General features: G+C 39.9%; 9 protein-coding genes and 1 pseudogene. All 10 read right to left on the bottom strand.

Translation table 11 applies throughout. The features are described from left to right. Nucleotides 1-21: 21 nt before the first annotated feature. Nucleotides 22-668 (bottom strand): annotated as a pseudogene (locus tag MTN96_RS19095) (response regulator). Nucleotides 669-788: 120 nt separating this feature from the next. Then, complete coding sequence (locus MTN96_RS19090) at nt 789-3,716, bottom strand: TonB-dependent receptor (RefSeq protein WP_248532526.1); 2,928 nt, start codon at nt 3,714-3,716, stop codon at nt 789-791. Nucleotides 3,717-3,971: 255 nt separating this feature from the next. Beyond that, nucleotides 3,972-4,787 (bottom strand): TlpA disulfide reductase family protein, encoded by an 816-nt coding sequence (locus MTN96_RS19085; RefSeq protein ID WP_214552389.1) that lies wholly within the window; start codon nt 4,785-4,787, stop codon nt 3,972-3,974. A 355-nt stretch (nt 4,788-5,142) separates the two neighbouring features. Then, nucleotides 5,143-5,859, bottom strand: coding sequence for a Sir2 family NAD-dependent protein deacetylase (locus tag MTN96_RS19080; protein WP_248532525.1), 717 nt, complete (start codon nt 5,857-5,859; stop codon nt 5,143-5,145). A gap of 27 nt (nt 5,860-5,886) precedes the next feature. Continuing rightward, nucleotides 5,887-6,213: a cyclic-phosphate processing receiver domain-containing protein gene (locus MTN96_RS19075; protein WP_214552388.1), complete on the bottom strand. Its 327-nt coding sequence runs from the start codon at nt 6,211-6,213 to the stop codon at nt 5,887-5,889. A 416-nt stretch (nt 6,214-6,629) separates the two neighbouring features. Continuing rightward, nucleotides 6,630-7,727 (bottom strand): cell division protein FtsZ, encoded by a 1,098-nt coding sequence (locus MTN96_RS19070; protein WP_248532524.1) that lies wholly within the window; start codon nt 7,725-7,727, stop codon nt 6,630-6,632. A 73-nt stretch (nt 7,728-7,800) separates the two neighbouring features. Further along, nucleotides 7,801-8,775, bottom strand: coding sequence for a WYL domain-containing protein (locus MTN96_RS19065; RefSeq protein WP_248532523.1), 975 nt, complete (start codon nt 8,773-8,775; stop codon nt 7,801-7,803). Nucleotides 8,776-9,022: 247 nt separating this feature from the next. Then, nucleotides 9,023-11,083 carry a DUF262 domain-containing protein gene (locus MTN96_RS19060; protein ID WP_248532522.1) on the bottom strand — a complete coding sequence of 687 codons (2,061 nt, stop codon included), beginning with the start codon at nt 11,081-11,083 and terminating at the stop codon, nt 9,023-9,025. Further along, entirely contained in the window at nt 11,076-12,626 is a 1,551-nt protein-coding gene (locus tag MTN96_RS19055) for a DUF262 domain-containing protein (RefSeq protein WP_248532521.1), read from the bottom strand. The genes MTN96_RS19060 and MTN96_RS19055 overlap by 8 nt, the downstream gene beginning before the upstream one ends. 148 nt (nt 12,627-12,774) lie before the next feature. Next, a complete protein-coding gene (locus MTN96_RS19050; RefSeq protein WP_248532520.1) occupies nt 12,775-16,080 on the bottom strand; it encodes a type I restriction endonuclease subunit R in 3,306 nt (1,101 codons plus the stop codon). Nucleotides 16,081-16,104: the final 24 nt, after the last annotated feature.

Raw genomic sequence — 16,104 nt, 5'->3', positions numbered from 1 at the left:
AAGTGCTTTTATAGTTATGTTTTAGCTCATGATTTTAAAGAGTAAATCGCGCACCGTAGCAGGCTCAAACGGTTTGTCACATATTGTATCCACACCCGCTTGAGCAATATTAGCTAAATGGGTATCGTTAGCTTCTAAGCTCACCATCAGAATTGGAATAGGCGAGTATGCATTCGATTGCCTTACCGTTTCAGCTAATTCTTTACCATCCATTTCTGGCATATTGTAGTCTGTAACAATTAAATCAAATGATTGGCTGTTTAACATTTCAATCGCTTGTTTAGCGTCTTCGGCCTCTACCGGTGCTAGAATTCCCATCCCCGCCAAGACACGTATTATATGTTTTCGCGCAAAACGGCTGTCATCAACCACAAGCACTCTAAGAAGCGTCACATCAAAGTGCTCTAGTTCCACTTGTTGCTCGGTATTACTATTACTGCGTATTGCCTGTAATAAAGAATCAGCTGTGCCATCACTTAAATACAGGCTGCTAATGACTAAATCAGGGTGATAATTTGATAAAGCAGCCAGCGCGTTTTCTTGAGTGCTGGCCGTTTCAATTTGTGTAACACCGCACTGAGCCAGTGATTTTTTATTAGCTTTTACTGAACTTCAGAAGGCTCAACTAATAAAATAGATAAGTTGGCTATTGCCGTTAAATCACTCATTTCAATTCTGTTATTATTAATTCTATAATTTTTATAACGCTCATTATAAAGTAATAACTTACAAGAAAAAGCTAAAACAGCAACAAAGCAGCTTGTTTACCCAAACTCAACACACTCAGCTTAAAAACGGTAGTTTATGCCCGCATAATAACGTCTTCCCGAATAGCTTGAGTTTAATAACCGAGACTCTGTATCATTACCTAGGCGCTTTACCGACTCAGATTTAGTTAAATTAATAACTGCAGCGGTCAAACTCAAATCCTCTAATAAATTAATCGAAGCATTTACATCAACTTGCTCGTATGGGTCTTGGTATACATTTAAGCCGCTGTTTAAACCCAACACGGTTTCACCGCGTTTATTATAAGAAGCACGAACATTAAAGGCATCTCCCTCATAATATATCGAGGTATTGTATTGATACTTAGCACTGCCTATTAATGGTGATTGGCCAAACTCTTTACCATTAACACTTACATCGGCTTTATTGGTTTTGTTATAAGTGTAGTTTGCATAAAAACCAAAACCACTATCAAAGGCATGCTGTATAAATACTTCCGCCCCTTTAGATACGGCATCAGTGCCATTACCTACTGTGCTATATGGCGATACAGTAATATTTCCTGCCTCAACTATGCCCTCTTTACCAGCAAAATCTTGTTGTACGTCAATAACTAAGGGAACAACAAAATTATCAACAGTTTTATGAAACAATGCTAAACCAATGGCAGAGCCTTCGCTGTAATAATATTCAATAGATAAATCAGCTTGCACCGACTCAAATGGCTTTAAGTTTTTATTACCGCCACTGCCACTAAAACCCGGGATTTCATTAAACTCAGCTCTATCGTCTGCCCACTCATCTGAGACAAACGTAATGCGTTGTTGTGCGCCTAAATCGGCATAATCAGGTCGTGACATCACTTTAGCAACCGCGCCTCGTACCACTACATCATCACTTATATCCCATGCAATATTAAAGCTAGGAAGAATTTGAGTATCGGTACTCTCTTGAGTAATAAGTTGATAGTCTTCAACAAATCGATCATCTCCGGTTACCGGCTCGCCGCTGTCATCATTGGTATGATCTAATAAATAAGTATATAGGTCGGTTGATGATGTCATGGTTTTAGTGCGCACCACCCGCACCCCTAAATTACCTCGCACGCTATTAAACTCAAAGTCACCTTGCAGATAAAACGCCGCTATTTGCTCTTCAATATCATAAATAAAGTTATCTTCTTTGCGTGTATACGGCACATAATGACTGGTCACAATATCGCGGTATTTTTGCCAATCAATACCAGGCATTTGGTTTATATTAAAACCACCCGCAATGTTACCTTCGTTAATAAACACGTCTTGTGCTAGTGGCATACCGTTGTTCCACTGATAACTGTCAAAACGTGTGATCCCCCCCTCGCTGGCTTCTGCTGCAGCAATATCAAAGTTAGGATCTAAAAAGAAGGTATTACCGGTTTCGCGATGCAGTGTAGCTTCTCGATACTTAACCCCTGTTTTAATTGTTCTTAAAATTCCCCAATCGGTATAAATATCAAAGTCAGCTTGATAGTAATCTTCTTCGAGTTCACTGCGCACAAAGCTTGAATTTGACGAGCCTGGATCGCGCCCACCGCCCACACCATTTAGTAAGTTAGCTAGCGTATTAGGGTCTATATTTAAACTAATATCGTTTTCATTAATTTGCCAACCCGCTGTTTGCGATGCATTTTCTATACGGCTTTCATTTTCACCGGCGTTTGAACTTTTATACGCCGCTTCCCAACTCTCCTTTGGCCCGCCTTCAGAGCGCGTATTGCCCGCCACAAAACGGGCTTTAAAATAATCGCCTTCATAGGTTAAATTAAAATCAAAGGTGTCTGAGGTCGACTCTTCACGCACATAAGAGCCTCGCATCCACGGCAGTTGCATATCATTCTCTGCACCACTCGCAGCTGCATCAAATTGCATCCCATTGATAATAGTGCCCGACTCATCCAAACTTACATCGGTTAAAAAGTCAGGATTTAAAGACCATTCAGGTATATCAATCACCGACTCAGTTCTATTTTTATCAAGTGAAAATCCAAAATAGTTAAAGCCAATTTCAACACGGCTGGTTGGGCGCCACTGCGTGCTAAATTGCACCCCTTCTCGCTCACGTAATTCGTTTACAATTGAGCCACGAACCACTTGAGGAAACCAAACATCGTCATAACTATTACCCTGAGCATCACTTATTGAGCCCCACTGATTATTATTATCAACCAGCTCGCCATTGGTATCTATCGGGTTATCACCGGCAAAGCGCCATACGTTTGCATCTGTGCCTCCTGAGAGAGTTCGGTTAGTGCGTTTTTGTGAGGTGTAACCAAACAACACACCAAAAGTATCAGCCTCATTCTTCCAAGAATAAAGTGCGGTTACTTGGGGCTCAGACTCTTCAGTCACATCGGCATAAGTGCTTTCAATATTAATCACCCCTGAGTTTGCATCCATACTTAGCGGCTTACGACTATGCATTAATACCGTGCCGCCCACGCCACCTTCATCTAAACGTGCCTCTGGTGATTTATACACTTCCACGCTTTCAATCATGGCTGAGGGCAGTAATGCATAATCAAACGAACGAGATGGCTCACCTGGTGATGACGCAATAAAATTACCATTTAGCTGAGAAAAGGTTAGCTCAGATGATAACCCCCTAATACTTACCGATGAGCCCTCGCCTCCGTCACGGTCAATCACTACCCCTGGTACGCGTTGTAATGAATCTGCGACATTTTTATCAGGAAACTTACCAATATCTTCTGCTGTTATGGCATCAACCACAGAGCTCGATAAACGCTTTATATCTAAATTAGCCGCCATACTGGAACGAATACCACGCACCTCAATGACTTCCATATCTTTGCTTTTTAATGTTTTATCTTCTGCTTCATCAGCATATGCATGATTAATCACAGATAAAATAGAGATGCACAGCGTTGATTTAATAAAAAGTGGAAGAGAGTGATGTACAGCGTGGGTTATCCGATGAGCGGTCATAGTTTTAACAGTTCCATTTAAAATACAGTTAATACTTAAAGATGATCGTACTAGCTAAAGATGGTACGAAAAAAGTAGCTGTATTTTACATAACCAAGCTTAATAGTTTGTTAATGCAAACTGATAAGTAACTGAATACCTTATCAAAAAATAATCAACTCAAATAAAGGTAGGAAGTTAAGCAGCAAAATTGCTATTTAGCTGCTTTTTAAAAGGGCATAAAAAGGAATGACGCGATTAAACAGCAATACACCGTTATTTATTATCACTAATAGCTTGAATATAATAGCCTAAACTCGCATGAGAAAGCTCTCCCATATGACTGGTGACTAACTCACCTTGGCTATTATAAAACAAAGTAGTTGGTAAGCCCGCAGCACCTGATTCGCGACTCACATTACTACTTTGATCAAAAAACACATGATTTAGGTCGAGTTGCTGTTCATCAAGGAACGCTTTTACCGTGTGTAAGTCTTCACCTTGGTTTACAAATGCCACCGTAATATTTGGATTATTTTTTTGAGCCGCTTGTAGCACCGGCATTTCTTTTCGACACGGCGGACACCACGACGCCCAAAAGTTAATCACCACCGGCTTACCTTTAAAGTTTTGTAAGTTAACTTGCTGCCCTTGCATATTATGCACAACCGACTGCGGTAACTGCACACCCGTTTGGTAAATAGACAGCGCAAAGTTAGGAATGATCATTGAACAAAAACCAACAAACCCAGCAATAGCGTAGTGTTTCATTACCGCTTTTTTACCACGGGCATAAAACGCTAAAACCACTATGCCGCTGAGCCAACCATAATAACCAATAAAACCACCGTCGCTAATATTAAAAAGCTGCCACCAATTACCTTGATAAGCATCCCACATAGTAAACACAAACGCTAAACGCGAGACTAAAAAGCCCACCACAATTGCTTTAAAAACCGTATCTAAAATCGCTTTTTGTAATGGATGTTGACGCGTTAATAAATAGGTAAGCCCCCAAAAAATGCCTAACCCTAAAAAAATAATTAACTGAGAAATGGAAATAACCAAAGGCCCAAGAGAAATACTTAACATTGCTACCGTCTTCTTAATAATGTATTTAAGTACCTAAAATAACGAGTACCAGCGTGAATTAAATACCAACAATAACATAATGTAAGTTGTACTGATTATTAATAACGCATAATAGGTTATGTATACCAGCAGCAATACATAACCTATTTAACCTGAACTTTGGTTAAGAGATTTACTAACGTATTGAATCAAAATTGATATTTATATTTATTTTCTCTAGCCAGAGATTTCCAGTGAAAACAAGGCGAAATTACGCGTCAATAGCTCGCCTATTGCAAGTAAATTCAACGTAGTTAGCGCTGTAAATAGCTGCTTGAGATAGATTTATTATCCAGAGTTCAGGTTATTTACCTAACTAACCTTGTTGCTGTATGTACTCCAATGCAGTCATTTTTTTATAGCTTACGTTTGTATGCATAACGTGAACTGGATCAGGGTCAACAATTTCAATTGGAATAGCATAATTACGCGCAATATCCAGCGCCATTTGAGTAATGTTCACGCTAAACGAAGTACCCATAAACACCATTTTATCGGCATTAATCATTCGCTGTTGTGCTTCAGTAATACGGTAAAGTTCCGTGTAATATTCATCAAATAGCAGCACATAGGGTTTAAACGAGCGATTGACCTTAGGATTATTATTTTCAATGTTAAACAGCTCAAGTAATGAGTCATTTAAACGATTTTCATCGACCTTATCCCAAGGTGCTGTTTGCGGTTTTACCAGACCATTTTTATGAAATAAGGTCATTTGATCAAGCCGCCCATGAATAGCAATATAATTTTTATTACCGGATTTGCCGTCTAGCCCGTCAATATTTTGGGTAATTAGGTTTTTGTCGCTAAGCCAATGATGCACCTCGTTAGGGCCATGATTACGATAGGTAGCAAAGCGATGATAATACCAAGCTAAAAATTCTCGCGGATTATTTTTATACATGGCACGGGTTGCCATTTGCATGGGTGTATAATTTTTACTGCCAATGGTCCAAAAGCCATCCTCACCACGAAAGGTGGGAATACCACTAGCAGCACTCACACCAGCTCCTGTAATGTATAACGTATTCATAAAAATATTCCTGTTTACTTGCAAAGCTCACCACTCGCCATCACAGCGTTTAGAACCCTTTTGATTTTTAGCCAGTAAATTAATTTGTGTAATTGCGCGTTCCATTTTAATTCGTGCTGAGCTATTGGCTGAGTGAACGGCTATTGTTGGCGGTACAAAGCCATCAATAAACACTGCCTGCTCAATCCAAAGTAAAACGTCATAGCCAGTGCCTTTATTATCATTCCCTAAATCATGGTCAAGGCTAAGCAGCTTTACTTTACCAGTCTTCAAAAGTTTAATCACTTCACTAGGCCAATAGGCTCTTAACCAACCGGTTGGTGTTTCCCTCTCGTCATCTAAATATACATTCATAGGGTTATCTCACTGAAAAATGTATTCAGACTCTCAAAGCAGTAACTAGGGCCTGTTTATCTTTCGAGGTTGAATTTGCAGCAGTCTGTTTGGTAATTAGGCAAGACAGAGCCTATGTAGTGTGGTTGTTCCCCATAAATAGGCGATAACGTAGCATAAATGCCAAACAGGCGCTGCCCGAAGGGTTTCTGCCTAGGGGTCGTTTACTCTTTGTTGCCTACATGGATGTAGGTAAGGGACGTGAGCAGGACGCGAAAGCTTTGCTCGGTTTTTACTTATTCTTACATGGATGTAAGCCAGTAGAATAACGCAGGAGCAGTTATCGAGCCCACTAGGTTACAAACCTCGCGCCGCGATTAAATGGCCCCTAGATTGAACAAATTTTAATCCTGAAAGGTCAACAGGCCCTAACATAGTTATTTTCCACAAGGAGCTGGAGCTTGATTACGTATAAACGCTGGTATGTCAAAAATATCAGAAGCTTGAGGTTTAGCTCTTGCAGCTGGCGATTGTTCGGTTTCGCTACTAGGCGCATTATCGAAAGGTTCAACAATTATCTTAGCGCTTGCACCGGTTGCGATGATCAACAGTTCATAATTCATTGCTAAATTTTCAATTTTAGAAACACCACAAATAACTAACGCGTTTGGGCTGACCCGCTGGCGCACTGTATCGGTAATGAGGTTATAACTACCGAGTGAAATTTCATCTTTGCAATTTACTTGTATTATTACACCCGTACTTGATGACATATCAACTTGATTAACTAACGGGTTATTGAGTGCACTATCCAATGCAGTAGTAAGCTCGTTTTCTTCATTACACTTGCCCACGCCAAGTACAGCATCACCCTGGCAATCCATAATTTTCGCAAAATCGTTTAAATCAACATTTATAAGCCCTTGAAAACAAAGCATATCGATGAGTGATTTTATCAGTGAGTGGAGTATTTGGTTTGAGTGTTTAAACGCATCAAATAATCCTATATCGTTACCAAGCACTTCAATAAGTTGATCGTTAGGGAGCGTAATAACCGCATTAGCATGCTCTTTAAGCTCATTTAAACCTGCTTGCGCTATATTATTTCTAAACTGTCCTTCACTACTAAATGGCAGTGTAGCAACAAATATAATGGGCTTACCTTGCTCACTAGCAAGCTCTGCAATATACGGGCTAGCGCCAGTCCCAGTACCGCCACCCAACCCTGTTGCACACAGAATTATATCGCAGCCATTAATAAGCGTTAAAAGCTGCTCTTTACTCTCTTCTGCCGCTTGCAGCCCAACTTTGGGATCTGCCCCTGCACCATACCCATGAGTGAGCTCTGCACCTATCAGTACTGCTTCATCACTCTGTGTATGCTCAAGCACTACTTTGTCGGTATTAACGCTGTACAAGTGCGCCTGCTCAGACTCGCGTTGTTCAAAAATACTGTTAAGCGTATTACAGCCACACCCACCAATGCCAAATACACCAATCGATAAGCCATCATTTTGCTGAATTAATTGAAACATAACCACTCCTTAACTTTTAAAGGAGCATAACAAATAGGTGCGTCAAAAATTGACGCACTCAAATTAATTAGCGTTATTGATAGTTACCAGCAGCCGCTTTAAGCTTTGTGGTAATTCTTTTTCTAATGCGCTCAGGTTTAATAACTTCCAGCCAATGAGCACATTTAAATAGCTCATCGGTTAATTGCTCGGTATCAATAGTTTGATAGGTAAATAATACATTTTTTTCATCAATATGTTGCTTATCAGTCAGCTCACCAAGCTCAATAAACCCTTGATTAACAGCAGAGTGGCTGGGTACTTTTACAATTAACTCAATCGCTTCTTGCTTCATACCTTTATTAATCGCACTGCGTAACGACTTTAACTGCTCAGCACTTGGCTCACGTCGTGTTTTTTGCAGGATATGAACATTGCGAATGCGATAAACCGGCATTTGATAGCATTTATCGTGAAGCGACCCCACCAAAAACTGCGCCATCAACACGCCACCTTGCTCAACTAAGTTATAAAAGCTTAATTCAGCAAACTTTAACCAGTGCGCCTCATTGTACAGCACTCTATAAAGCTCAGCGCTCACAGCACGTTTATGCTTAATCGCATGCTCAATTTGCGCAACTAATTTGCTATCAATATTCACTTTTAACGACGGTTTAGGCAGAGTTGAAAGCCAGTCAGGCACATGGCCATTAAACCGTTTAAGCGCTTGTTCTGCTCTAATATGAACTGAGCGTTTAACATCGCTCGGTATAGATTGCGGTAGTAACTGCTCTAGTAACAAATAATGCTCAGCTACTTCGCAGCTCATAATTTTAGCGCTACCACCTCGCCACTGTGCATTAATAGACCAACCATACGGTTTACTGCGGGTATCTTTTTCAAGGCCAAAGCAACCCTGGTCGTAAAGTGATTGCAGGTCACGTTGGAGCATACGAGTTGAAATATCAAAGCCGCGTTCAAGCAGTTTTCGCTGTAGCTGTTGAGTCGAGATAGAGCTTGGTGCTATTGGCACAAGCTCTAAAATTAATAAATGGCGGTGTGAATTCATTATGCCTTACTCAATATATAAAGGTGAGATAGAACATCATGGCTTTTTATCTTCCACAAAAAATTAAGATGCTGATTCAACCTAACAAATTACACCCATTAGAATTCCACGCAGTTAGCCTAAAATAGCTGCTTAAAAAAGATTTATTACCCAAATCGGGGCTTCTATTTGCTTTGGCAAAGCACTTAACGCTTAACTCTCATGGCAGTGGTCAAATTCACTTGCTCTACAAGCTTTAATCGCATAATTATTCCGTGTAACCATAATGCTCTGCTAACGCTGTTAACATTTCTTTCTGGTGTTGTTTTATTTGCTCCTTTTGCCAATCATTTTGCTCTTTCAACAGTTTAAACATGGCTTTTAACTTTAAAGAGTCATATTGCGGTTTGGCTTCAAAATCAACCCATTTTTTCTTAACCGCCTGGTTGCTGTATGACGAATTTTCACCAGGGCTTAATAAAACTAAATTACCAAATGCATCTAAAAAGTCTCGCTCCAACACATTTTGATGCTCTTCACGCTGTGGATATACGTGCTCAACAGAATTTTTAGCTGTTATACGATACTTTTTAAACTGCTCTAGCTGCCTATCTGGCTCTTTTTTCCACAAAACATATTCTAGTTTTTGAAACCAATAATGTTCAAAACTGGTTCCTCTCGCTTGGGCAAAATAACCAACTTTTGCTTGCCAAGAATCTACTTCTGGTTGCTGTTGTTTAGCTTGCTTGAAACTGGCTATTTTTTGAGTTTCAGACTCACTAGCCATTGATAAATCGTTATCAATTTTTTCAAGCAGCGCTATAGCTTGCGCATCTTCAGTAATATTACCTTTTATCAAGCCTGCAATAAATGGTGTGATCCAATACTGTGCACTGCGTTCACCGGTAAAGTTACGTACGCTTTGCAGCATAACTAGTTCGTTTAACTCTTTTTGGCTACGATTAATGTACCACTTGCCACTTGATTCGCTTCGTGTCAGGTAGGTTAAACGTAATTGTTCGTCATCATTATCATCACGTTCAACCCATTTAACTACCCAACGATCAAATTGATAACGCACTTGCCACAACGTTTTAATAAACTCTTTAACTTTGTCTTCACTGGCGTTTGTTAATGGCTCAAAGGTTTCTAGTAGCTTATCAGCATGTACACGAGGAATAACATCATTAGTGTCTTCACCTAACTCTACAGCACGGTTAGCCAAATAAATGCGGTAAGCGTGGATAAGTAATAATGGGAAACTAATAATGGGACGACAATATACGGTTTCTTTTTCTAAATCGTAGGTGCCAGCGTCCTGCTCATTGTCAGGTTTGCAGCCTTCATCTTCTTTGCAACTAGTCTCTGTACTTGCTTTTAATTGCTCTGCTAGTTGCATAATAGTTAAGCCCTGTTTTTGCGTAGTGCTGCTAGCATTTTTTACAAATAACATTTCGTCAAAGAAAGCTAAATGCTCTGCTTTAATATCATTCCACTTTGCGTTAGGAAAAACTTTACGTACATTACGTTCAAAGTAATTTTCCATATGTTCGCATGCTAACCACATGGCATCGAATAAAGGCTTATCTGTAGAAACTTGTTTAAGCAGTTTTGATTTTAATATATCAGCCTGCTCAAGCTGTATCCCGGCAGTATTCATGGTGGCGAATAAGCGATTCAAGTCCATTTGCTGAGGCACAATATTATTTACCCATTGCACATGATTAAATATGTAATCGCCTAATAAAATGCGATCTTCGTGCTTAAGGGCTTTTACTTGTTGTTCTAATACTTGTAACGCTGCATATATGCGCTTTAAATATGGGTTTTCACCGATGGCTTCTAGCCCAGGGAATACGTAATCATCAAGACCAGCCAAACTACCTAACAATTGTTGAACTTGATCACGAATAGTAAATTGCAGTCTCGGCTGCTTTTTAAATGCCGCAATACCTGCAATGGCGGAATCAACTTTTGCCATTTTAAAAGCAAGCGCAATAAGTATTAACGTGGTGGTGCGTTGCTGACCATCAATTAGCTCATAAAAGCTATTACCATCTTCATCTTGCTCAATTGCAGTAAGCACTGTACCAATAAAGTAATTAGCTTCTTTAGCCACTCGTGCATCATTAATATCTTTAAAGAGTTTTAATACAGCCTCATCAGGCCAAACATAAGGGCGTTGATAACTCGGTATACTAAATTGATATTCATTCGTTTGAATGTAATTTAATGTCAGCACCTGCGTTTCAACGCGATCTTGTGTCATTTGGCATACCTTGTCTTTAGTGTATTCTTTATTAACAACATTACTAAATGAGTTATCCATGTAGCACACCATCCATTTTACGCTTGCTTACCCAATTCATAGCCACAGTTTCTTGGTTAAGCGTGTCATTGCTTAATACTAAAATATAATCATCTATCTTTGCGGTATAAGTATCAGCAAGCTCTTGTGCAGCAAGGCTAGTAATAACTTTTATTCCAAAATATTCACATACCTTAAATATAAAGCGTTTTTTAACGCTGTTTTTATCAACCGCTAAATTGGCAGGATCAGTTTTAAAACTAAAACGATCTAAATAATCAAAACACATGTTTGGTGTGTAACTAGCTGTAATCCAGTCAAGAACTGGATTATCGCGAACAAACGCTGATATGGAGTTTTCTCTCACTGCTTTTTGGTTGCTTACTCTTAGTGAGTAGATAACTCGAAACAGTTTTTTCGCGGCTACATCCAGTTGCTGTTCGCCAAATTGGCTAATGTAAATAAGCAATGCGGTGTCGTATAATCCTTTAACGTAACTACAACCGTCGAGTTGGCAGATCAGGTTTTGATAAAAATGGAAAAAGCGTGCAAGGGGGCTCCCTACTTGCACGGTATTATTTGCAGTTACCTGATTATTCTTAATAACACTGGTTAAGTACTTGCTTCTTAATTGCTCAAAATAGCTTAAATAATGAATGGTATTTATACCGATATTTAACGGCTGCCTTAGCTCATAACCTTGTTGCGCTTGTTTGTCTATTTGGCCACCATCAGCTAAGTAAATTCGTTCAAATCGACCAAAAGCAATATCATCACCTTTACCGGTGCTTTCGCCAAGTTCATGTACTACAGCGCTTCTAACTAAATGTGGTTGACGGTGAGAAGGAACACTTCGGTTAAACAATTTTTGCCAGTAGCGACCTTTAATTAGTAAGGCAACAACTGGGTTTAAATCGCCCAACGCTTCCCACTTAGCGGCAAACTCATTTTGATTTTTCCGTGCAATAGCCCTAAGATGATGCGCTTTAATTATGTCTGGACCACTTAACCTTACCCCACCGGTATTCTGAGTTTCAAAAAAACGATAAGCATCATCTTCTGAGCGCGTAACAACAAGCGTCAAATTGATTTTATTTGCATCAAATGTAGCTATTTGGCTAGCATTACTGCTTTTCAGGAATTGCTGTAACCAAGCAAGGTTTTTAATGATTTGTTGTTGCGATTCTGGTGAGTCGTAGCTTAGGTTAAGTTCAAATACATCTAGTTCATTTTGCTGATTAGCCAAACTTTTCACATAGGCAATCAATGCTAAAGTGGTTAAGCGTTGCTGACCATCAATAATATTTAACTGTCCATTCTCTGCTGACTGATGCAAAATCACGCTGCCTAAGTAATACCCATAAGCAGTGTCACTTTGTGCCAAATCACTTAAAAACAGCTGATAATCACTAAGCAGTTTTTTTATTTGCACTTCCCCCCAGCGATAAGGTCGCTGATATTCAGGTATGGCTAACTTACCATGAATTTCAGTTCCATTAGCACTGACAATACTTTTCTTACTGTACAACTGAGCTAAAGTACAACTTGCAACTTCAACCGCCATGTCATCTCCTTGTAGTTAAAAAATTGCCAGATAAAAAATAACCTTATCCAACCTGTCATCATCCTTTCAATTCTAAAACTTATACTCGCAACAAAAACGTTACTAATGTTCAACAATCATCAGCAAAACAAACTAATCATCGACTGTTTTACACCTCTTTATTCGCTTTTACATTTTGCGCTTGTTCAAATATTTCTTTGTATACTTCATCGCGGCTGATTGGTGGGTATTTAAATTTAGCGAGTATTAAAATCAGCTCGACTTTGAGCGATGATTTAATGTCTTCGCGGTGGTTCCAATCAACAAATTTTACTTTGTCATCTACGATTACTTTTACTGCTTGAGCAAGCTCTATTAGCTTATCTTCGGGGTAGTCAAAGTCGTATTTAATGGCGAGCATTTTTAAGGCGTCGTAAAAGCCTTTTTCTTCAATATCAATGCCTAGCTCGTCGCCGGCGTTCATTTCGTCGCGTACGCTGTAAATCATATCAACCATACTGTCAGAAAACTCATCAAGTACATCACTAAAATAAATCGATTCGTCTTTTCGTTCGTTGTAGCGCTGTACCAGCGATTCAAAGCGTTTAGTAAAGTCGATACCTTGGGTTTGGTTTACTTTTTTAAGCTCGCCTATGGCTTTGGCTAGCATTTGTTGCAGTATTTTTATTTTGGTGTTGGGGAGTTTTATTTTTTCTATTTTAGCGATGTAGTCGTCATTAAAAATATCAATTTCGCCGCCGTCTTCATTACCGAGTTTAAATACTTCTTTTACGCCGTCGCTTTGTAGGGCCTCGCTTATCATTTCACGTACTTTGGCGTTCATTTGCGCGGTATCGGGCGCTTCGCCTTTGGTAAGCTTGTAAATAATAGAGCGGATAGCGAGATAAAAGTGAATGTGGTTACGCTCGTTTTCGTTTATTTTTTCACTGCCGCAACATACATCGTAAGCGGCTTTTAAACGCTTAACTAAATCCATAAAACGCTTTTGGCGTTTTTCGGTGATCATTGCAAACTCGGCGGCGTGGTTTAAACAGTTTAGCTGGGCAACAGCTTCGCCTGTAAAGTAGGGGCTGCTGTCAAATTTATGAAATAACTCGGCAAGTAACGCCAAGTGGTTTTTTACCTCAATAACCGAGGCGGTAATGTCTTCAAAGTTGGTTTCGTCAGTTTTTGAATACTGCGCTAACGCTTTATTCATTTCAGACTTAATACCAATGTAGTCAACCACTAAGCCTTTATCTTTGCCTTCAAACTGGCGGTTAACCCGCGAAATAGTTTGTATTAAGCTGTGCTTTTGCAATGGCTTATCTATGTACATGGTATCTAAAAATGGCACATCAAAACCGGTTAGCCACATATCGACCACTATGGCTATTTTAAAGTTTGAGTTTTTGTTTTTAAATAGCTTATCAAGCTCTTTACGTTCGTCTTTACTGCCAAGTAAATTATATAAGCGTTCAACGTCATCTTTACCACGGGTCATTACCATTTTTACTTTTTCAGACGGGGCTGCAATACGGCCCTCGCTAATAGCGCGCTTTCGCTCGGTATCTGATAGTTTTTGCGCGTCTTCGGTATCTACTACATCAAACCACTGTGGGCGTAATTCTTCTAACTCTTGATACAGCTGATAGGCAATGCCACGCGAGCTACACACAAACATCGCCTTTCCTGCAATGGTAGAACCTTCCTCAACGCGTTTTTCGTAATGTTCAACAAAGTCCCTTGCTAATACACGTATGCGGTCAGGATCGCCTAAAATGCTATTCATGTTAGCGGTGGCTTTTTTACTGTCTTCTATTTGCAGCTCGTTACTGCCTGCATCGGCGCATTCTTTGTAGTAAGCCTCAATTTCTGCCAGCTTGCTATTGTTTAAACACACCTTGGCGGCGCGGCCTTCGTACACAATGCGTACGGTTATTTCATCTTTAACCGACTCAGTCATGGTGTACGAGTCAACCACTTCACCAAACACATCAAGCGTGGCGTCTACTGGGGTGCCGGTAAAACCAACATAGGTAGCGTTTGGCAGTGAATCGTGCAGGTATTTAGCAAAACCAAAGGTCTTTTTTACACCCTTTTCGGTAATGGTAATTTTTTGATCTAGATTTACTTGGCTACGATGCGCCTCATCAGAAATACAAATAACGTTAGTGCGGTCGGTTAATAACTGGGTGTCTTCGGTAAATTTATGAATGGTGGTTAAAAATACCCCGCCACTATTACGGCCTTCTAGTAACTCACGTAAGTGAGTACGGCTGGTCACTGTTTTTACCGTATCGTCGCCAATGTAAGTTTTTGCATTACCAAACTGCTGCGAAAGCTGGTCGTCTAAATCGGTTCGGTCGGTAATTAAAATAATGGTGGGGCTTTTAAGCTCAACGCTTTTCATCAACAAGCGTGTTAAAAATTGCATGGTGTAACTTTTACCGCAACCCGTTGCGCCAAAATACGTACCGCCTTTACCATCGCCTTGTGGCTTTAAGTGGCGTTTTATATTTTCGAACAGTTTATTAGCCGCATAATATTGCGGGTAACGCGGCACAATTTTTATCTCTTTTTTGCCTGCGTTTTTATTATCAGAATCCGGGAAAAACACAAAGTTGCGCATTACATCGCGCAAACGCGCTTTATCAAACAAGCCCTGCAATAAGGTATGTAACGAGTTAATTCCCTCTTGCGCGGTTAGCTCTTGCCCCGTTACTTTTCCCCACGAGTAAAAAAACTGATACGGCGCAAATAAGTTACCCATTTTATTGTTTACGCCATCGCTTATAACGCACAAGGTATTAAACACAAATAACTGCGGAATAGCGCGCCTGTAGCGTACCGTTAACTGCTCATACGCTTCAAAAATAGGGGCTTGCTCGCGTATTGCGCTTTTAAATTCAAACACCACCAATGGCAAGCCATTTACATATAAAATGCCATCGGGAATACGCAGTTCAATGTTGTCGTAACTGGTGGGGCTTTCTATTTCTAACTGGGTAACAAACCGGTAAATATTGTCGTCTTGCAGATAAGTAACGCTGGCTTCACTTACTTTATCTAAAGTAGCCATAGCACTACCTGCTATTAGGCTACTTTTAATGCCTTGCTCAACGTTATCGTAATCTAGCAGCTGAACATATAAATCTTTTTGCGCTGCGCTACCTGCAACCCTGCCTCGCTCGCGTGTAAGCAAAAAGCCATCACTTAGCCACTTACAAAAGGTTTTATTGCTCTCGTATAAATCACTGGCAGGCAGCTTTTCGAGCTTTGCAATTATTGAGTCTACTTCACCCGTGGTAATGTTATTTTTAGCGTAGCGCTTGGTTAAAAAAGCACGGAGGTCGTCTTTAATTAATACCTCGCTATTATTGCGAGTGAGCTCACCACCTAATAAATGTGGGTAGCCTTGCTCGGCTAATAGCTCAACCACCGCTTGTTCTAATTTGGCTTCAGTAAATTTCATCAAACATCCTTATTCTTGTTATTT

This window comes from Pseudoalteromonas sp. 2CM28B (assembly GCF_023161935.1).
Note: the sequence above shows the minus strand (reverse complement) of the source record. Positions and strands in the feature narration are given on the sequence as shown.